This window comes from Micromonospora sp. C81 (genome assembly GCF_018070425.1).
Taxonomy (GTDB): domain Bacteria; phylum Actinomycetota; class Actinomycetes; order Mycobacteriales; family Micromonosporaceae; genus Micromonospora; species Micromonospora zamorensis.
Genome location: NZ_JAGPXS010000001.1, coordinates 251692 through 268642, shown reverse-complemented (window position 1 = coordinate 268642; position 16951 = coordinate 251692). Strand labels below are relative to the sequence as shown.

The 16951-nt window shown below is 71.6% G+C and carries 20 protein-coding genes and 1 pseudogene; 12 read left to right on the top strand and 9 right to left on the bottom strand.

What is annotated here, in order from left to right:
* Positions 1 to 92: 92 nt before the first annotated feature.
* On the top strand, positions 93 to 653 hold the full coding sequence (locus KBX46_RS01295; RefSeq protein WP_088948517.1) for an NADPH-dependent FMN reductase: 561 nt from the start codon (positions 93 to 95) through the stop codon (positions 651 to 653).
* 105 nt (positions 654 to 758) lie between these two features.
* Positions 759 to 2063, top strand: coding sequence for an MFS transporter (locus KBX46_RS01290; RefSeq protein ID WP_210789878.1), 1305 nt, complete (start codon positions 759 to 761; stop codon positions 2061 to 2063).
* A gap of 281 nt (positions 2064 to 2344) precedes the next feature.
* Here the strand turns inward: KBX46_RS01290 and KBX46_RS01285 are convergent, their stop codons facing one another.
* Positions 2345 to 2830: a GNAT family N-acetyltransferase gene (locus KBX46_RS01285; protein WP_088948515.1), complete on the bottom strand. Its 486-nt coding sequence runs from the start codon at positions 2828 to 2830 to the stop codon at positions 2345 to 2347.
* Positions 2831 to 2962: 132 nt separating this feature from the next.
* Here KBX46_RS01285 and KBX46_RS01280 point away from each other — a divergent pair, with 132 nt between their 5' ends.
* The gene (locus KBX46_RS01280; RefSeq protein ID WP_099854172.1) at positions 2963 to 3625 is read left to right on the top strand and encodes a fasciclin domain-containing protein; all 663 of its coding nucleotides are present in this window, start codon (positions 2963 to 2965) and stop codon (positions 3623 to 3625) included.
* A gap of 51 nt (positions 3626 to 3676) precedes the next feature.
* On the opposite strand, the gene KBX46_RS01275 is transcribed toward KBX46_RS01280, so the two are convergent.
* Complete coding sequence (locus KBX46_RS01275) at positions 3677 to 4690, bottom strand: phosphotransferase (RefSeq protein WP_210789876.1); 1014 nt, start codon at positions 4688 to 4690, stop codon at positions 3677 to 3679.
* Positions 4687 to 5760, bottom strand: a complete 1074-nt coding sequence (locus KBX46_RS01270) for a LacI family DNA-binding transcriptional regulator (RefSeq protein ID WP_210789873.1) — start codon at positions 5758 to 5760, stop codon at positions 4687 to 4689. Before KBX46_RS01270 ends, KBX46_RS01275 begins: the two co-directional genes overlap by 4 nt.
* 123 nt (positions 5761 to 5883) lie before the next feature.
* On the opposite strand from KBX46_RS01270, the gene KBX46_RS01265 reads away from it, so the two are divergent.
* The 8 genes from KBX46_RS01265 to KBX46_RS01230 all read left to right on the top strand — a co-directional run bounded on the left by KBX46_RS01265 (position 5884) and on the right by KBX46_RS01230 (position 13936).
* The gene (locus tag KBX46_RS01265) at positions 5884 to 6600 is read left to right on the top strand and encodes a cupin domain-containing protein (protein ID WP_210789871.1); all 717 of its coding nucleotides are present in this window, start codon (positions 5884 to 5886) and stop codon (positions 6598 to 6600) included.
* A 165-nt stretch (positions 6601 to 6765) separates the two neighbouring features.
* Positions 6766 to 7737, top strand: a complete 972-nt coding sequence (locus KBX46_RS01260; protein ID WP_210789869.1) for an ABC transporter permease — start codon at positions 6766 to 6768, stop codon at positions 7735 to 7737.
* Positions 7738 to 7760: 23 nt separating this feature from the next.
* On the top strand, positions 7761 to 8765 hold the full coding sequence (locus KBX46_RS01255) for an ABC transporter substrate-binding protein (protein ID WP_088948509.1): 1005 nt from the start codon (positions 7761 to 7763) through the stop codon (positions 8763 to 8765).
* Positions 8766 to 8808: 43 nt separating this feature from the next.
* Positions 8809 to 9564, top strand: a complete 756-nt coding sequence (locus KBX46_RS01250; protein ID WP_247666864.1) for an ABC transporter ATP-binding protein — start codon at positions 8809 to 8811, stop codon at positions 9562 to 9564.
* Positions 9565 to 9602: 38 nt separating this feature from the next.
* Positions 9603 to 10754 (top strand): Gfo/Idh/MocA family protein, encoded by a 1152-nt coding sequence (locus tag KBX46_RS01245; protein ID WP_210789867.1) that lies wholly within the window; start codon positions 9603 to 9605, stop codon positions 10752 to 10754.
* Positions 10751 to 11902 carry a dihydrodipicolinate synthase family protein gene (locus tag KBX46_RS01240; RefSeq protein WP_210789865.1) on the top strand — a complete coding sequence of 384 codons (1152 nt, stop codon included), beginning with the start codon at positions 10751 to 10753 and terminating at the stop codon, positions 11900 to 11902. The genes KBX46_RS01245 and KBX46_RS01240 overlap by 4 nt, the downstream gene beginning before the upstream one ends.
* 20 nt (positions 11903 to 11922) lie before the next feature.
* Complete coding sequence (locus tag KBX46_RS01235) at positions 11923 to 12759, top strand: sugar phosphate isomerase/epimerase (protein WP_088951792.1); 837 nt, start codon at positions 11923 to 11925, stop codon at positions 12757 to 12759.
* Positions 12752 to 13936: a hypothetical protein gene (locus tag KBX46_RS01230; RefSeq protein ID WP_210789864.1), complete on the top strand. Its 1185-nt coding sequence runs from the start codon at positions 12752 to 12754 to the stop codon at positions 13934 to 13936. The genes KBX46_RS01235 and KBX46_RS01230 overlap by 8 nt, the downstream gene beginning before the upstream one ends.
* Here the strand turns inward: KBX46_RS01230 and KBX46_RS01225 are convergent.
* Together KBX46_RS01225 and KBX46_RS01220 are read right to left on the bottom strand one after the other, a co-directional pair.
* Positions 13933 to 14454, bottom strand: coding sequence for a hypothetical protein (locus tag KBX46_RS01225; protein ID WP_210789862.1), 522 nt, complete (start codon positions 14452 to 14454; stop codon positions 13933 to 13935). The genes KBX46_RS01230 and KBX46_RS01225 overlap by 4 nt on opposite strands.
* Positions 14441 to 14878: a MarR family winged helix-turn-helix transcriptional regulator gene (locus KBX46_RS01220; RefSeq protein ID WP_210789860.1), complete on the bottom strand. Its 438-nt coding sequence runs from the start codon at positions 14876 to 14878 to the stop codon at positions 14441 to 14443. Before KBX46_RS01220 ends, KBX46_RS01225 begins: the two co-directional genes overlap by 14 nt.
* Positions 14879 to 14977: 99 nt before the next feature.
* Here KBX46_RS01220 and KBX46_RS01215 point away from each other — a divergent pair.
* Positions 14978 to 15130 (top strand): annotated as a pseudogene (locus KBX46_RS01215) (GNAT family N-acetyltransferase); the annotation flags it as partial.
* A gap of 120 nt (positions 15131 to 15250) precedes the next feature.
* Here the strand turns inward: KBX46_RS01215 and KBX46_RS01210 are convergent.
* The 4 genes from KBX46_RS01210 to KBX46_RS01195 form a co-directional block, all read right to left on the bottom strand.
* Positions 15251 to 15595: a cupin domain-containing protein gene (locus tag KBX46_RS01210; RefSeq protein WP_210789858.1), complete on the bottom strand. Its 345-nt coding sequence runs from the start codon at positions 15593 to 15595 to the stop codon at positions 15251 to 15253.
* 67 nt (positions 15596 to 15662) lie between these two features.
* Positions 15663 to 16169, bottom strand: a complete 507-nt coding sequence (locus tag KBX46_RS01205; RefSeq protein ID WP_210789856.1) for a GNAT family N-acetyltransferase — start codon at positions 16167 to 16169, stop codon at positions 15663 to 15665.
* 97 nt (positions 16170 to 16266) lie between these two features.
* On the bottom strand, positions 16267 to 16602 hold the full coding sequence (locus tag KBX46_RS01200) for a HEAT repeat domain-containing protein (RefSeq protein ID WP_308159328.1): 336 nt from the start codon (positions 16600 to 16602) through the stop codon (positions 16267 to 16269).
* 20 nt (positions 16603 to 16622) lie between these two features.
* The gene (locus tag KBX46_RS01195) at positions 16623 to 16943 is read right to left on the bottom strand and encodes a hypothetical protein (RefSeq protein ID WP_210789853.1); all 321 of its coding nucleotides are present in this window, start codon (positions 16941 to 16943) and stop codon (positions 16623 to 16625) included.
* Between the last annotated feature and the right edge of the window lie 8 nt (positions 16944 to 16951).

Below are 16951 nucleotides of genomic sequence, written 5' to 3'. Positions count from 1 at the left end.
GACTACGACCATAACCAGAGTATTTGCTTGACCAATCAAGCACCGGTTAGCGTTCTGGCCGTCAGGCAAGGACCTCTGGAAGGGCACCACACATGACCAGGATCGGGATCATCCTCGGAAGCACCCGTCCGGGGCGTAACGGGGAAGCCGTCGCCCGCTGGGTGCTGGAGATCGCCAAGCAGCGCTCCGACGCGGAGTACGAGCTGATCGACCTGCTCGACTACCAGCTGCCGCACCTCGACGAGGCGTACCCGCCCTCGATGGGTCAGTACTCCCAGCCGCACACGCTGCGCTGGGCCGAGACGATCGCCTCGTACGACGGGTTCATCATCGTCACCCCCGAGTACAACCACTCCACCTCGGGCGCCCTGAAGAACGCGATCGACTTCCTCTACGCCGAGTGGAACAACAAGGCCGTCGGCTTCGTCAGCTACGGCTCGGTCGGCGGGGCGCGTGCCGTGGAGCACCTGCGTCTGATCTCCGGTGAGCTCCAGATGGCCGACGTGCGTTCGCAGGTCGCGCTGTCGCTCTTCACCGACTTCGAGAACTTCAGCACCTTCAAGCCCAACCAGTTCCAGCAGGACGCGCTGACCACCACGCTCGATCAGGTGGTCGCCTGGAGCTCCGCGCTCGCTCCGCTGCGCAAGGGCTGACCGTTTCGGGCTTTCCGGCGGCGGCCGCGGGATCCTTCCCGCGGCCGCCGCCGTGCCCGCATGTGCGGGCCAACCGGATCGGCGACGCGTACTACCCTCGGCCGCATGAGCCGACCTGCCGGCGCAGACCGGCCTCCGCTGTGGCGGGACCGCACCTTCGGCACGTACTGGGTCGCGCAGTCGCTCTCGGCGGCCGGCGACTCGTTCGCGTACCTGGCGGTGCCGCTGCTGGTGCTCCAGGCGACCGGGTCGGTGGCGCAGATGGGCCTGCTCACGGCCGTCGCGGGCGCGGCGTCCGTCGCCGCCGGGATCTTCGGCGGGGTTCTGGTCGACCGGTACGACCGCCGCACGCTGATGATCGCGGCGGACCTGACCCGCCTGGTGCTCTACGGCCTGGTGCCGCTGGCGTGGCTGGCGGGCCCGCAGGTGTGGCTGCTCTTCGTCGTGCTGCCGATCTGCGAGGCCGCCGGCATGGTGTTCCAGGTCGCCGCCGTCACCGCGGTCCGCAACCTCGTCGATCGTGATCGGCTCACCGAGGCCAACGGTCGGTTGCAGGCGACGTACGCGGCGGCGGCCGTCCTCGGGCCGCTGCTCGCCGGCGTGGTGTCGGCCCGCTTCGGCCCGTCGACCGCCATCGCCGTCAACGCGGCGAGTTTCGCGCTCTCCGCGGCGGGACTGTGGATGATCCGACTGCGGTCCGCACCGGCCGACGGCGCCGCGACGGTGACCCGGGAGCGGCCGCTGGCCGAGTTCCTGGCCGGGGCGCGGTTCCTGTGGCGACAGCCCGTCCTACGCGCGCTGACCATCCTGCTGTCGGTGTTCATCTTCCTGACCTACGGCTTCATCGACGTGCTGATCTACCACGTCACTCACGACCTCGGCGGCTCCGAGGGCACCGTCGGCACGGTGCTCGGCCTGGCTGCGCTGGGCACAGTCGCCGGCGCGCTGCTGGTGGCCCCGCTGCGTCGACGGCGCGGATTCGGCGCGACGTGGATCGGCGCCCACGCGGTCTGCGGGTTCGCGGTGGCGGGCGTCGGCATCGCGACGAGCGTGCCCGCTGTCACCGCGCTGACCGCCGTGTACCTGTGCTGCCTCAGCGTCGGCGGCATCTGCTCGATGTCGCTGCGCCAGGAGATCACCCCTGACCACCTGCTCGGCCGGGTCACGTCGGCGTTCTGGAGCACGCACTACGCGCTCGGTCCGGCTGGCGCAGTCGTGCTGACCTGGGCCGCCGCCCGGTTCGGCGTCGCGGCCGTCACGCTCGCGGCCGGAGCGGGGTGCCTGCTGGTAGCCGTCGGTGGCCTCTTCAGCCCGGTCCGCCGCGCCGGCTCCGAGCCGCGTCGTCCGCCTGCCGCAGTCGTGCGGGGCGGGGTCGGTCAGCCACCGGCGGACCATCCCTCGACGGCGTGAGTCGGCAACGCGCCTGGGCGGTGCTCCGGGCGGCATGTCCCGCGGTGCCTGTCGAGCTGCCCCGTCAGTGGGGCAGCCACGCCCGTAGCCGCCGCATGGTCGCGGCCCCGCCCGCATGGTCAGGCCGGCCGCCTGCCCTCTCCCGGATGCCGCCCCCGCCGGGCGCGGACCGAGGCGACCGCCGACCGGGAGATCCCGCCCCACGAATGGGGCAGCTCGACAGGCACCGAGCAGCACATCCCATCGCCAGCCGCGTTCGGGCGTCCGCGAGACTCGGCCTCTCAGAACTCCTGGTACATGACGTGCAGCCCGACCCGGCCGAGGGCGGGATGGCGGAACGCGCCCGGCACCGTGCCGACCACCGCGAAGCCCTCCCGCCGGTACAACTCCACCGCCGACCGGTTGCTCTCCGCCACTGCGTTGAACTGCATGCCGGCGTACCCCTGCTCGCGGGCCCAGGTCAGGGCATCGCGGCACAGCGCGGTCCCCACGCCCCGGCCCCGCGCGTCGGCGGCGACCATGAAGCTCGCGGTCGACACGTGCGCGCCCGGGCCGGGCCGGTTGGTGCCCATCTTCGCGGTGCCGAGCACCCGCTCGCCGTCCACCGCCACGACCGTCCGACCTGGTGCCACCTCGACCCACATGCCGTACGACTGCTCGGCGGTCATCGCCGGGTCGTAGGTGAAGGTCTCCTGTGCCCCGATCACCCCCTCGATGATCGGCCACACCTGCGACCAGTCCTGGTCGACGAACTCCCGAATCAGCACCGGGGGAGGTTAAGCCCGCGACGAGCCCCGGACAATCGGTTATCCCCGGGTGCATCCGAGCAGCGGTCCCGGTGCGAAGCATGGGTCGTGACGAGACGTCACGGATCCGACGCTTCGACGAAAGGCCCGCTGATGAAGATCGCACGACTCGCCGCCAGGATGGCGGTGGGCGCCATGGCCACCGCGCTGGCCACCACGGCCATCGCTGTGCCGGCCGCTCAGGCGACCGGCAAGGCCAAGCCGCTCGGCACGACCTCACTCGCCGCTGTGCTCACGAAGGACACCAGCGGCTTCGACCGCAACTCGCGGGACTTCGACGTGCTGACCGCGGCCGTGCTGGCCGTGCTGGAGGCCAAGCCGAACTCGCCGGTCAAGGTGCTCACCGACGGCACTGTCGCACTGACCGCGTTCATCCCCACCGATGCGGCCTTCCAGCAGTTGGTACGCGAGATCACGGAGGCGAAGAAGCTGCCGAGCGAGAGCGCGGCCTTCTCCGCCGTCGCCGGGCTGGGCATCGACACCGTCGAATCGGTGCTGCTCTACCACGTGGTGCCGGGCGCCACCATCGATCGCAAGACGGCGGTCCGGGCCGACGGCACGGACCTGAGCACCGCGCTCGGCTCGACCGTCGAGGTCGACGTGCGCACCTACCTGTACTTCTTCCGCCAGGTGCGCCTGATCGACGCCGACACCAACGACCGGGACGCCCGCGTCGTCACCTTCGACGTCAACAAGGGCAACCGGCAGATCGCGCACTCGGTGGACCGGGTGCTGCGCCCGATCGACCTGCCCTGACCGAGGGCGGGTGGCGTCCGACCACGCGTCGGGCGCCACCCGCGCCGGCCGTCAGGCCGAGGCGAGCGCGGCGATCTCCTCGTCGAGCAGACCTGCCACCCGGGCATGCCGCCCCGCGTGGGTGCTAACGGTCATGCCGCGGCTGGGCATTTCCACAGTCATCAGCAGGTACAGGTGCAGCCGGTAGAGACCCACCCGGCGGCGCGCGGAGGCGTCCAGCAGCAGGGGCTCGGCGGCGGTGGCCTGGTAGCCACGCAGCAGGGGATGCTCCGGTTCCTCCTCCACACGCCGGAAGAGCAGTGGCGAGACCAGGTCCAGCAGTGGATCGCCATAGAGGAACCGTTCGCCGTCCACCAGGCCACGCAGCCGCCACCGGCCGTCCGGGTCGGGCGCGGCCAGCACGTTGCCGTCCCAGCAGTCGAAGTGCAGCAATGCCGGCCGGCGCACCTCGTCCAGCACGGCGGCGTGCCGCTGCACCAGCGCGTGCAGGCGTGCCGGGGTGACCGGAAGCCGGACGTTCCAGTCGGTCGCGTCGGCGAGCAGCGCATCGAGCATCGCCGTGAACGCGGCCCGCCAGGTCGACGCGCCGGGACGGTCGTCGTCGTACCCGAACCGGTCGCCGGTGACCTGGTGCAACGCGGCGAGGGCGACCCCGAGGTCGTATCGCGCCGGGCCGTCGTCGACACCACCCTCGACCAGGTCGACCAGCGACCGGCCGGGCAGCATCGCGGTGACCAACCACTCGCCGTACGCCGGGTCGGTGCCGTGGTGCAGCACCTCGGGCACCGGCACCTGCGGCGCACGCTCGGCGACGAGGTGGAAGTAGCGGGCCTCGGCCGCGCAGAGCCCGCGCTCGTAGCGCAGCAGTGGCGTCCCGGTCGGCGGGGCCAGCTTCAACACCACCCGGCGGTCGTCGTCGAGCAGCGCCCACCAGACGGTCGCGTACCCGCCGCCGTCCAGTGGACCGGAGTCCCTGACCTGGACGTGCGACCCGAGCGACGCGCGGAGCAGGTACGCCACCTCGTCCGGCCGGAGGGCACGCTGGGTGGGGCTGGCCCCGGTCACGACTTCGCGTCACCCCGTCGGGCACGCGGCGCCGACGCGGCGGTGGCGGGGGAGGAACGCGGGGCGGGACCTGCGGTGTCGCGGCGAACCAGCTCGGCGGGGAGCACCTCGACCCGTGGTGCCGGCGCCCCGGCACCCAGCACCAGGGACATCGCGCGCACCCCCATGTCGACCAGCGGCAGTCGCACGGTGGTCAGCGCCGGGGTCACATCCCGGGCGATCGGCATGTCGTCGAAACCCACCACGGAGATCTGCTGCGGCACGGCCAGCCCGCGCGCGCGGAGGGTGGCGAGCCCGCCAATGGCCATCGAGTCGTTGAGCGCCACGATCGCGGTCAGCTCCGGGTCGGCGTCGAGCAGTCGGGCAGTGGCCTCCGCGCCGCCGTCGCGGTCGAACTCCGCGTACCGGATGCGCCGTTCCGGCAGCTCGCGGCCCTGCTCGGCGAGGGCCTGCCGGAGGCCGGCCAGCCGGTCGGTCGTGGTGGTCAGGATCCGCGGGCCGGCGACCACCCCGATCGCCCGGTGCCCCAGCCCGCACAGCTCCCGCCCGGCGAGGTAACCGCCGGCCCGGTTGTCCGGCATCACCGCGTCGCCGGAGTGCTCGTGCCGGCCGATCACCGCCACCCGCCCGCCGGTGGCCTCGTACGCGGCGAGCTTCTCGTTGAGCTGCCGGGTGAACGCCTCGTCGTGGTAGCCGGAGCCGGCCAGGATCAGTGCCGCCACCTGGTGGCCGCGCAGCAGCTCCACGTACTCCAGCTCACGGTCCGGGTCCCGGTAGCTGTTGCAGATCATCAGCAGCCGCCCCTGGTCGGTGGCGACGCGTTGCAGCCCACGGGTGATCTCGGCGAAGTACGGGTCGGAGACGTCGTGCACGATCACACCCACGGCGCTGCGGTGCGAGCGGGCCAGCAGCTGGGCATGGGCGTTCGGCACGTACTGCAACTCGGCGACGGCGGCGAGCACCCGCTCACGCAGCTCGTCGGTGACCGGCTTGCTGCTGCCGTTGATGACGCGGGAGGCGGTGGCGGGGGAGACGCCCGCGCGACGTGCCACATCGGACAGAGTCGCCATGGCCCGCCCCCTTGGTCTGTTGACGGCATTCGCCGTGCCGGCTAGCGTCACGGTACCGCAGAGAAAGCCCTTTCCCGCAGGGAGGCCCGGCCATGTCCGATCGCTTCGCCGACGAGTCCTTCGATGCCTGACGGGCCGGCCCCGCTGCCCGGCGGGGTCGGGGTCTCCCGGCTGCGTGTCTACGACACCGTCGCCCCGGATGGCCTGGTCGGCGGCACGCCGCACGTGCACCTGTGCTGCACCGAGGGGTACGTGGTGACCGACGGCGAGGGCGCGGTGCAGACCCTGACGAGCAGCGGCTTCCGGGAGACAGCCCTGCGGCCGGGGGTGGTGGTCTGGTTCGAGCCGGGCACCGTGCACCGTCTGGTCAATACCGGGCGGCTGGGCATCGTGGTGCTCATGCAGAACAGCGGCCTGCCCGAGGCCGGCGACGCGGTGCTGACCTTCCCTCCCGATGTGCTGGCCGATCCGGGCGCGTACGCCGCGGCGGTCGCGCTACCCGATGGGGGAGCGCCGGGCGCGGACGTGCGAGCCGCGTACCGCAGGCGGGATCTGGCGGTGACCGGCTTCCAGGCGCTGCGGTCCGGCGGGCCTGCGGCGCTGGCCGCCTTCCACGCCGCCGCGGTCGCCCTGCGCCAGCCACTGCTGGCGGGGTGGGGGCAGCGATGGGAGGCCGGCGCGGGCCGGGCCGCCGCCAGCACCGGCAGCCAGCTCGACGCCCTGGAGCGAGGCGACCCCCGTCACCTGGCCGAGGCCGGGGTGTACGCGGTGGACGAGCCGGTCGAGCGGGGTCGGCTCGGCATGTGCGGCCTGCTGGACACCTACCCGGCGGCCGTCTGACCGTCCCTTCGGGACAGCCGGTGGGTCACCAGGCATCGGTGGAAACAGATCGAGGAAAGGCCTTGCCCGGCGTGAGGGTGCCGCCTACGCTCCAGGAAAGCGTTTGCCTGATCCGCCGAACGGCCCCCTCCACGGGTGCCGTGCCGGGCCCCGAGGAGGTTCCGCGTGACCGAGAACTCTCTGGACACGGCGGGCCGGCAGGCCGCCGCCGAGGCGGCGGGCGGTGATCCGGCGGCTGCGGCCTCGCTCGCCTCCGGAACGTCGACACCCGCCGAGGATCCGGGCCGGTCCACAGTGGCGGGCCGACCGCCCGGAACCGGCGGCCGGCCACCCCGACCGACGCTCGGTCGCCGGGCGGCGGCCTTCGCCGACTCGCTCTGGCGTCCGGCGCTGGTGCTCGCCGTCGTCTTCGCCGCGTGGTGGTTCGTGGCCGCGCAGGAGTACGTCCCGAACTACCTGGTGCCCACACCCGCCCAGGTCTGGGAGACGATGACCGGTCAGTGGTCCGAGCTGGCCCGACACACCCTCGTCACCCTCTACGAGACGGTGCTCGGCTTCGTGCTGGCCGCCGCGCTGGGCCTGGCCACCGCAGTGGCCATCGCCTACTCCCGCACCCTCGACAAGGCGCTCTATCCGATCGTCCTGTTCGCACAGGTCATCCCGAAGATCGCCATCGCGCCACTCCTGGTGGTCTGGTTCGGCCTCGGCCTCACCCCGAAGATCATCCTGGCGGTGCTCATCGCGTTCTTCCCGGTGGTCATCTCCGGCGTGGCCGGGCTGCGCTCCACCGACCCGGAGCTGCTCGACCTCGCCGCCACGATGGGCGCGGGGCCGTGGCGCACCTTCCGCAAGATCCGCTTCCCGAACGCGTTGCCGCACCTGATGGCCGGCCTGAAGGTGGCCGTCACCCTCGCGGTGGTCGGCGCCGTGGTCGGTGAGTTCGTGGGCGCCAGCGAAGGGCTCGGCTACGTCCTGTTGCTGGCCAACGGCAACCTCGACGCCCCGCTGCTGTTCGCCGACCTGATCCTGATGTCCGCCATCGGCATCGTCCTGTTCGTCCTGGTCGAGATCGCCGAGGCACTGCTCATCCCGTGGCATGCCAGCCGCCGCGCCGGCGTGTCCCTCACCACCTCCTGACCGACCCCATCACGGAGGCACCGATGAAACGCACCGCCACCACCATCCTGGCCACCGCAGCCCTGCTCCTCGCCGCCACCGGCTGCGGTGGGGACGACTCCGCCGGCAAGACCGGCGCCGACGGCAGCAAACAGGTCACCCTCACCCTCAATTGGGTGCCCTACGGCGAGCACGCGCCGTTCTACTACGGCCTGCAGAAGGGCTACTACTCCGCCGAGGGCATCGACCTGAAGATCCTGCCCGGCAACGGCTCGGGCAACACGGTCAAGCAGGTCGCCCAGAAGCAGACCGACTTCGGCTGGGCGGACAGCCCGGTGCTGCTCAAGTCGGTGGCCAGTGGGATGCCGGTGCGCAGCCTCGGCGCGTACCTGGAGAAGGGCCCGTCCTCGGTGGAGTTCTTCACCGAGGAGAACATCAAGACCCCGGCCGACCTCAAGGGCAAGACCGTGGGCGGCACGCCCGGCGACGCCCTCTACGCCACATTCCCGGCCTGGCTGGAGAAGAACGGCGTCAAGAAGGACGAGGTCAAGGTCGTGAACGTGGACGCCGCCGGCAAGATCGCCGCCCTGGCCGAGGGCAAGGTCGACGCCATCATGGGCTTCTTCCACGACCAAGCGCCGACCATCGAGAGCAAGACCGGCAAGAAGGTCGACGTGCTGCTCTTCGCCGACTACGGCATGAACCTGCTCGGCACCGGGCTGATCGCCAACACCCAGACCCTGCAGAAGGACCCGGAGCTGGCCCGCAAGTTCGTCCGTGCCACCCAGAAGTCCTGGGCCGACGCCGCACGTGACCCGGCCGGAGCGGTCAGCGCGATGGTCGCCCTCGCCGAGAACGAGCCCGCCCCCGAGGTGCTCACCAAGCAGCTCACCCTCAACCTGCCGCTGCTCGGCTCCGAAGGCCCGCCCGGAGTGAACACCGAGGCCCAGTGGACCGAGACCATCGACCTGATGTCCCGTTACGCGGAGCTGAAGGACCCGGGGGCGCCCAACGCGTACTGGGACTCCTCGTACGCGGCGCAGGGGTGACGCCGTGACCGCCGCGCCGGCAGCCACCGGCACCGCAATCGGGATGTCCGGGGTGACCGTACGGTTCACCTCCCGACGGTCGCAGACCACCGCGCTGGACGACGTCTCACTGGACATCGAGCCCGGGGAGTTCGTGACGATCGTCGGTCCGTCCGGCTGCGGCAAGTCCACCCTGCTGAAGATCGTCGCGGGGTTGGTCAAGCCGACCAGCGGTGCGGTGTCGCTGTTGCAGCGCCCGGTACGCGGCCCACAGAAGGAGATCGGTTTCGTCTTCCAGAAGGCCGCGCTGCTGGAGTGGCGTGGCGCCCGGGCCAACATCCTGCTCCAGGCCGAGATGCGCGGCATGGACCGGGCACAGGCGTCCCGTCGGGCCGACGAGCTGATCGAGATGACCGGCCTGACCGGCTTCGAGAAGGCCCTGCCGCACGAGTTGTCCGGCGGCATGCAGCAGCGGGTGGCGCTCTGCCGTGCGTTGCTGCACTCCCCACCGGTGCTGCTGATGGACGAGCCGTTCGGCGCCCTGGACGCGCTGACCCGCGAGCAGATGAATGCCGAACTGCACCGGATCTGGCGGGAGACCGACACCACTGTGGTGCTGGTCACCCACTCCATCGCCGAGGCGGTCTTCCTCGGCACCCGGGTCGTGGTGATGAGCGCCCGGCCCGGCCGGATCATCCGCACCTTTCCGGTCGAGCTGCCGGCGCACCGCGACTACGCGCAGGTGATGTCGGACCCCCGTTTCGACCGCCTCGCCACCGACCTGCGTGGGTTGCTCGGCAGCGCGGCCGCCAACCACTGAGCGCGGATCGGCACGACCAGCACGACGGAAGGAACACCATGACCCGCAGGTCGATCGGCATCATCGTCAACGGAGTGACCGGAAGGATGGGCTACCGCCAGCACCTCGTCCGCTCGCTGCTGGCCATCCGCGAATCCGGCGGCGTGGCGCTGGCCGACGGCACGACCATCTGGCCGGAGCCAGTCCTGGTCGGGCGCAACGAGACGAAACTCCGGGAGCTCGCCGAGCGGCACGGCCTGACCGACTGGACCACCGACCTGACCTCGGCGCTGGCCCGCGACGACGTCGAGATCTACTTCGACGCCCAGGTGACCCAGCAGCGGGAGAAGGCGATCCGGCAGGCCATCGAGGCCGGCAAGCACATCTACACGGAGAAGCCGCTGGCCGAGGACACCGCCGCCGCGCTCGACCTGGCCCGGGCGGCGGACGCGGCCGGGGTACGCACCGGTGTCGTGCAGGACAAGCTCTTCCTGCCCGGCCTGCGCAAGCTCAAGCGCCTCATCGACGGCGGCTTCTTCGGTCAGATCCTCTCGGTGCGCGGTGAGTTCGGCTACTGGGTCTTCGAGGGCGACTGGCAGCCCGCTCAGCGTCCGTCGTGGAACTACCGGACCGAGGACGGCGGCGGCATCACCTCCGACATGTTCCCGCACTGGCACTACGTGCTGGAGGAACTGTTCGGCCGGGTCACCGCCGTGTCCTGCGTGACCGCCACCCACGTGCCCCAACGGGTCGACGAGACCGGTCAGGTCTACCAGGCGACCGCCGACGACGCCGCGTACGGGATCTTCGAACTCGACGGCGGCATCATCGCGCAGATCAACTCGTCCTGGGCCGTGCGGGTGTACCGCGACGAGCTGGTGGAGTTCCAGGTCGACGGCACCGAGGGCAGCGCCATCGCCGGCCTGCGCAACTGTCGGGTGCAGCACCGGGCGGTCACCCCGAAGCCGGTGTGGAACCCGGACCTGCCGGCCACCGAGGACTTCCGGGCCCAGTGGGTCGAGGTGCCCGACAACGAGGAGTTCGACAACGGTTTCAAGGTGCAGTGGGAGGCGTACCTGCGGCACGTCGTGGCCGGTGAGCCGTTCCGGTGGGACTTCCTGGCCGGCGCACGCGGTGTGCAGCTCGCCGAGCTGGGGCTGCGCTCCGCCCGCGAGGGTGGTCGCATCGAGGTGCCGGAGCTGCGCTCATGACCGCCGAGGTGGTGTTGCCGGGCCCGCGACGGCACCGGCTGGCCGGGGGGAGCGGCTTCGCCCGTCCGGCCGCGCCGGCGACCAGCCGGATCGCGTACGCGGCAGCGCACGTCGTCGCCGACCCGACCGCGGAGAACGTGCCGGGCGCCCCGGCGACGGTGGACTGGGACACCACCCTCGCCTTCCGGCGGCACCTGTGGTCGTACGGGCTGGGGGTCGCCGAGGCGATGGACACCGCCCAGCGGGGGATGGGGTTGGACTACCCGGCGACCCGGGAGCTGATCCGCCGCAGTGCCGCCGAGGCCCGCGCGGCGGGCGGGTTGATCGTCGCGGGGGTCGGCACGGATCAGCTGCCCGCTGGCCCGGCCACCCTGGCGGCGGTCACCGCCGCGTACCTGGAGCAGCTCGACGACGTACGCGCGGCCGGCGCCCGGCCGGTGCTGATGTGCAGCCGACACCTGGCCGCCGCGGCGCGCGGGCCGGAGGACTACTTCCGGGTGTACGACGAGCTGCTGAGCGCCGCCGACGAGCCGGTGGTGCTGCACTGGCTGGGCCCGATGTTCGACCCGGCGTTGACCGGCTACTGGGGTGCGGTCGACCTGGACCTGGCCGCCGACACGGTCGTCGAGCTGATCAAGGCACATCAGTCGAAGGTGGACGGCATCAAGGTGTCGCTGCTCGACGCCGGCCGGGAGGTCGCGTTGCGCCGCAGACTGCCCGCCGGGGTACGCCTCTACACCGGTGACGACTTCCACTACCCGGAGCTGATCCGGGGCGACGAGGTGGGGCACTCCGACGCGCTGCTCGGGGTGTTCGCGGCCATCGCACCGGCCGCCGCCGCCGCGCTGGCCGCCCTGGACCGGGGAGACCTGGCCGCGTACGACGAGATCTTCGCGCCGACCGTGCCGCTGGCCCGGCACCTGTTCGCGGCCCCGACCTGGCATTACAAGACAGGGATCGTCTTCCTGGCCTGGCTTGCCGGGCACCAGGACCACTTCACCATGGTCGGCGGCGCGCAGTCCGGCCGGTCCCCGGCACATCTGGCCACGCTGCTCACCCTGGCCGACGCGGCGGGGCTGTTGCCGGACGCCGACCTGGCCGCCTCCCGCGCCCGGGCGCTGTTCACGGTGGCGGGGGTGGAGCAGTGAGCGCGAGGAGTGAGCCGGTCCTGCGAGCCCCGCAGTCGCGAACGACAAGCCCACAGAGCCTCGCGCGCTTCTCGTTCAACCAGGCGACCGCCCAGCGGTGGCCGCTGCCCGACGTGGTGGCCGGCTGCGTGGCCGCCGGGGTGCCCGGCGTCGGGCTGTGGCGGGAGCCGGTCGCCGACCATGGGCTGGCCCGGTCCGCGAAGCTGGTCCGCGACGCCGGTCTCACCGTCACCTCGCTGTGCCGGGGCGGCTTCTTCTCCACCGACGACTGGCGCGCGCAGAACCTGCTGGCCATCGAGGAGGCGGCCACGCTGGGCGCCCCGGAGCTGGTGCTGGTGTCCGGTGGGCTGCCGCCGGGCAGCAGGGACATCGACGGTGCCCGGCAGCGGGTCGCGGACGCGATCGGTGAGCTGGCCCCGCACGCCGAGGCCGCCGGCGTACGCCTGGCGATCGAGCCGCTGCACCCGATGTTCGCCGCCGACCGCTGCGTGATCGCCAGCCTCGGTCAGGCCCTGGACATCGCCGAGCGGTTCGACCCGACGGTGGTCGGCGTGGTCGTGGACGCGTACCACGTCTGGTGGGACGACACGGTGTACGCGCAGATCGCGCGGGCGGGCTCCCGGATCGCCGCGTTCCAGGTCTGCGACTGGGTGACACCGCTGCCCGAGGGGGTGCTGCTCGGGCGGGCGCTGCCCGGCGACGGGTGCATCGAGCTGCGCCGGTTGCGCGAGGCGGTCGACGCGGCCGGCTACGGCGGCCCGATCGAGGTGGAGGTCTTCTCCGCCGAGGTGTGGGCGCGGCCGGGCGCGGAAGTGCTGGACGCGGCGATAGCCGGCTACCTGCGCCACGTTGTCTGAGACTGCCGAGCGGCGTTGGCCGGCGGCGGTCGGCGCGTGGTTGGGCATCGGCACCGCGCCCGCCACGCTGGTGCTCGGCGCGGCGATGGCGGCCCGGCACGGCGGCGCGATGCCGGTCGCCGGGCTGCTGGTCGGCGGGGTGCTGATGACGGCGCTGCTCTGGGGGCAGGGCCGGATCGGCCTGCGCCGGCCGCTCGGCGACGGTGGAACGCTGACCGCGGTGCTGCCCGCCTACCTGGGCAACACGTCACGGCTGCTGCTGGCGGCGGTGCTGGCCGTGTCGATGGTCGGCTGGAACGGGTTCAACGTCGGGCTCGGCGGGGCCTCCCTGGCCGCCCTGACGGACCTGCCGGGCTGGGCCGGGCCGGTGCTGCTGGAGGTGGCGGTGCTGGCCGTCTCCTGGGGGCCGGCCCGGCTCGGCAACCGGGTCGCCGTGCTCACCACGCTCAGCGCGGTGGTCCTGGTCGGCTGGTGCCTGACGGTGCTGCCGCCACCCGGTGCGCCGGTTCGCCTCGCCGCCGGTGGGCTCGCCGACGCCGCCGCGCTGATCGGCTACGCGGCGGTGTTCGCGCTGCGCGCGCCGGACTTCAGCGTCGGCCTCGCCCGGCGGCGGGACCTGGCCTGGTGCGTGGGGCTGCTGATCGGGCCCGCGCTGCTCGGGGTGATCGCCGGCGCCGGGCTGTGGCTGCGGACCGGCTCGGCCGACGTGGTCGCGTTGCTGGCCGCCGGCTCGGGGCTGGCCGCGTACGCGAATCTGTTCGTCGCTGTGGCGGTCTTCGCCGCCGCGTTGACCACCACGTACTCCGGGGCGCTGGCGATCCGTGGCCTGGCCCCCCGCGTGCCGGCTCGTACGGCGATGCTGGTCGTCGCGGTCCTCGGCGGGGTGCTGGCGGTGGCGCGTTTCGACCGCCTCGTGCTGCCTTGGTTGACGCTCCTGGCCGCCGCGCTGCCGGTGCTGGTGGTGCCGATGGCCGTGGAAGCCGCGGCCCGTCGGCGCGGTCGTGTGCCGCGGACCGTGCCCGCCTGGTGTTGGGTGCCGGCCGCGTTGCTGGCGGTGGCCTGCACGCTCGCCGGGGTCGGCGTCGCGCCGCTGCTCGGGCTGGCCCTGGCCGTGGGGTGCACCGTGCTCTGGCGGCGGCGAGGAGACGCGGCCCGGGCGGCCGACGGTGGCGCCTAGCGGGTGGCGTGCTCGCCGTGGTCGCTGACCTGGGCGTCGAACCAGTGGTGCAGGGCATCGCGGAGCGCGGCGTCGTCGGTGGTGTAGGTGGCCTGTGCGCCGTCGGGTGTGGTCGCGTACTCGATGGTGATCCGCCCGTCGTGTGCCTGAAGCGCTGCCAGGCCGGGCATTTCGGTGCCATGGATGCGGGCGGGATCGCCGAAGTCGCCACGCCGGAACCGCTCGACCTCGGCGGTCAGATGCCGCTGGACAAGGGTGATCTGGGTGGTGTCCTGGCGGTCGTCGGCGACCACGGTCTGCACGCCACCGGTGTCGGTCTTGGTGAAGCGGTGCGTGGTGCGATCCAGATCGAACGGCATGACGGACGCGCCTCGCTCGGCGACGTCGGCCTGTCGGCTGGAGCTGGCCGTCGGTGTCGACGGTGCCGGGTCGTCGGCGCAGCCGCCGCTGAGCGCGGTGGCAGCGACGACCGCCAGGAGCAGGGCCCGATGGGCACGAGGGCGGTCAGGACGGTTCATTGGTGGCCTCCGCGAGGGTCTGGAGCGCACGCACCACTGCCGCGCGCTGGTCGTCGGGGACGCGATCGAGCAGGGTGGTGAGCCGGTCCCGGCGGGCCTCGGCCTGCCGGGCGGCGGCAGTGGTGCCGGCGGCCGTCAGCAGAAGCAGAACGCCACGACCGTCACCCTCGGCTGTCTCCCGGTGCAACCAGCCCCTGTTGACCAGGTTGGTGACCAGGCGGCTGACGGTGCTCTTCTCCAGACGCAGCCTGCGAGCCAGCTCCACCTGCCGGATCTGCCCCTCCCGGGCGATCTCCACCATGGCGTGCGCCTCCGAGACCGGCAGCGGCTGCCCGCACGGAGTCCGGTCGGGCTGATGGAGGCCGAAGTTGCGGACGAACCGCATCAGGGCCTCCTGCGCCGCGTCGATCTCGCCAGGCTGCATGGTTCGACGGTACAACCAGATGGTTCGAGCGTGCAACCATTGTGGAGGGCGAACCCGTATCTGAACCCACGGGAGACACGGCACGACAATGGAGGGCGACCGGGTGCCCTGCTCCAACTGGCCCTTGGACACCGCACCCTGCCGGAGGTGCTGGACACCTGGCCGGACTGCGTGTTGCGCGACCGCCGCACGGAACAGTTCCTGACCGTGGCCTTCCCGCACGTGCCGGTCCAGGTCTGGCCCCGCAACTGACCGGGGCGGCTGCCAGGCCGACGCCTGGACATCTACCTGCTCGCCCTCGGGTGGCCACCTCCCCACTCGTTGGGTCCACTCACGACAGACGTCGACCTCCGGGCTGGCGACCCGTCCGCCCTACTCGGCTCGCGGAGCCGGAGCGCGCGAGCCGTACGCCGGGCCGAACACCACCAGCAGCGCCAGGTCCTCGGCCACCTCGTCGAACCGGTGCTCCTCGCCAGCCGGCACGAAGATCACCGACCCCGGGCCCACCTCGGCGGCACCGTCCGGGGTCACGATCCGGGCCCGCCCCGCGGTGACCACGTAGATCTCGTCCTCGGTGTGCGGGCTCTGGGCGTCGAAACCGCCCGCCGGGATGCAGTACGTCCCCACCGACAGGTCCGGCACTCTCAGCTGTTCGACCCAGTCGTTGGCGGCCCCGGCGGGTGCGGTCCACCGGCCCGCGCCATCGATGATCAGCATGGCGGAAGCCTAGTACGGCAACGACAGTAGGCGAATCGTCTTCGAGTCGGGTTCGTTGGCGTGACTATTACTCGGCTTCGACCTCCGTGCGATAGGCAGTCAAGCCGCGTCGCTGATAGTTGCGTAGTGCATTCGGATGGTCCAACGAGCATGTGTGCAGCCAAACCCTGCGTACAGCCGGAGACTCCACGGCCTCACTGTCCCATGCTTGCCGGATGGTCAGCGTCAGCGCATGGCCACCGAGACCCCTCCCGACATATTCGGGCATCAGCCCAAAGGTGGTGATCTCCACATCTCCGTGAGGCTGAGGTTCCAAATTTGCGACCCCCACGGTCTCGTCCTTCAGAGCGATGAGCCAGTATTGGCGCAGCGGACGACACTGCATCAGCTCCTGCCACTCTTCATTCGTGCGAGATGCACTCCGCCACCCGTACGGGCCTCCGACCTGAGCAGTGGTGGCACGCACGAGCGGCAGGCCACCGTCAACGCGCCGTAGGAAAAGGTCCGGCACCACCTTCCCAGGTCGCAGGTCCTTGGCGGTATTCATCTCCAGGTAGGTGACAACCTTCGCCATGCCGGCAGGCTACCCACCGTTGCGAGTAGGCCCAACACGAGCACTTCAGAAGCACGGCCCGGTACTCCAGTGACGCTTCGCGATCTGGCTTCGCGGGTCAGGGGATCAAGCCGGTAGTGCGGGCCTGGTACAGCTCGCGACGTGCTTGTTTGGTGTCGAGCCGTTCGAGGCCTCTGACAGCCCAGAACCGCAGCGATTCGTCGTCGCCGTGGAGCTGGTCGATGAGCACAGGCAGGGCTTGTTCGGCGCGGGCTTCACCGATCAGTTCGAGTAACCAGCAGCGCAGGCCATGGGCAGTCTCGCGGTTGAACTCGATGATCAGCTCGTCGAGGTGCTGCACGACGTGGGGCCGCAGCTGGTGGAACCCGTCCTCCTGGGTCTGTGCGTCGTTGCTGCGCATCAACCGCATAGCTTTCTGGAACTGGTTCGCCACGTCGTCTCCGGTGCCGTGCCTCAATTGAGCGCGGCTCCTTGCATGATCATCGATGGTGTGAGGAAGCCGAAGATCGTGCAGTGACCGTGAGTCACAGCGTAACCCTGCCCGGCGGCAGTTGGTGTTCGAGGATGGTCTGGAGCGAACAACGGCTGGCGGCGCGGGCCGTCGTGGCTGGTTTGTTGTCGCAGGCCGAGCGCAGGACCTGCTGGCAGTTGGCGGGGCTGGCCGGATACCGGCAGCCGCCATCGCAACGGTTGCTGCGCACCGCGATCTGGGATGCCGAGCAGGTCGTCGCCGACGTGCAGCGCCTGCTGACCGATAGGCTCGGCGACTCGCAAGCAGACCC

Coding starts and splice junctions, on each gene's coding strand:
- KBX46_RS01295 (WP_088948517.1), top strand. CDS start 93: ATGACCAGGATCGGGATCATCCTCGGAAGCACCCGTCCGGGGCGTAAC.
- KBX46_RS01290 (WP_210789878.1), top strand. CDS start 759: ATGAGCCGACCTGCCGGCGCAGACCGGCCTCCGCTGTGGCGGGACCGC.
- KBX46_RS01280 (WP_099854172.1), top strand. CDS start 2,963: ATGAAGATCGCACGACTCGCCGCCAGGATGGCGGTGGGCGCCATGGCC.
- KBX46_RS01270 (WP_210789873.1), bottom strand. CDS start 5,760: ATGGCGACTCTGTCCGATGTGGCACGTCGCGCGGGCGTCTCCCCCGCC.
- KBX46_RS01265 (WP_210789871.1), top strand. CDS start 5,884: ATGCCTGACGGGCCGGCCCCGCTGCCCGGCGGGGTCGGGGTCTCCCGG.
- KBX46_RS01255 (WP_088948509.1), top strand. CDS start 7,761: ATGAAACGCACCGCCACCACCATCCTGGCCACCGCAGCCCTGCTCCTC.
- KBX46_RS01250 (WP_247666864.1), top strand. CDS start 8,809: ATGTCCGGGGTGACCGTACGGTTCACCTCCCGACGGTCGCAGACCACC.
- KBX46_RS01245 (WP_210789867.1), top strand. CDS start 9,603: ATGACCCGCAGGTCGATCGGCATCATCGTCAACGGAGTGACCGGAAGG.
- KBX46_RS01240 (WP_210789865.1), top strand. CDS start 10,751: ATGACCGCCGAGGTGGTGTTGCCGGGCCCGCGACGGCACCGGCTGGCC.
- KBX46_RS01225 (WP_210789862.1), bottom strand. CDS start 14,454: ATGAACCGTCCTGACCGCCCTCGTGCCCATCGGGCCCTGCTCCTGGCG.
- KBX46_RS01220 (WP_210789860.1), bottom strand. CDS start 14,878: ATGCAGCCTGGCGAGATCGACGCGGCGCAGGAGGCCCTGATGCGGTTC.
- KBX46_RS01210 (WP_210789858.1), bottom strand. CDS start 15,595: ATGCTGATCATCGATGGCGCGGGCCGGTGGACCGCACCCGCCGGGGCC.
- KBX46_RS01205 (WP_210789856.1), bottom strand. CDS start 16,169: ATGGCGAAGGTTGTCACCTACCTGGAGATGAATACCGCCAAGGACCTG.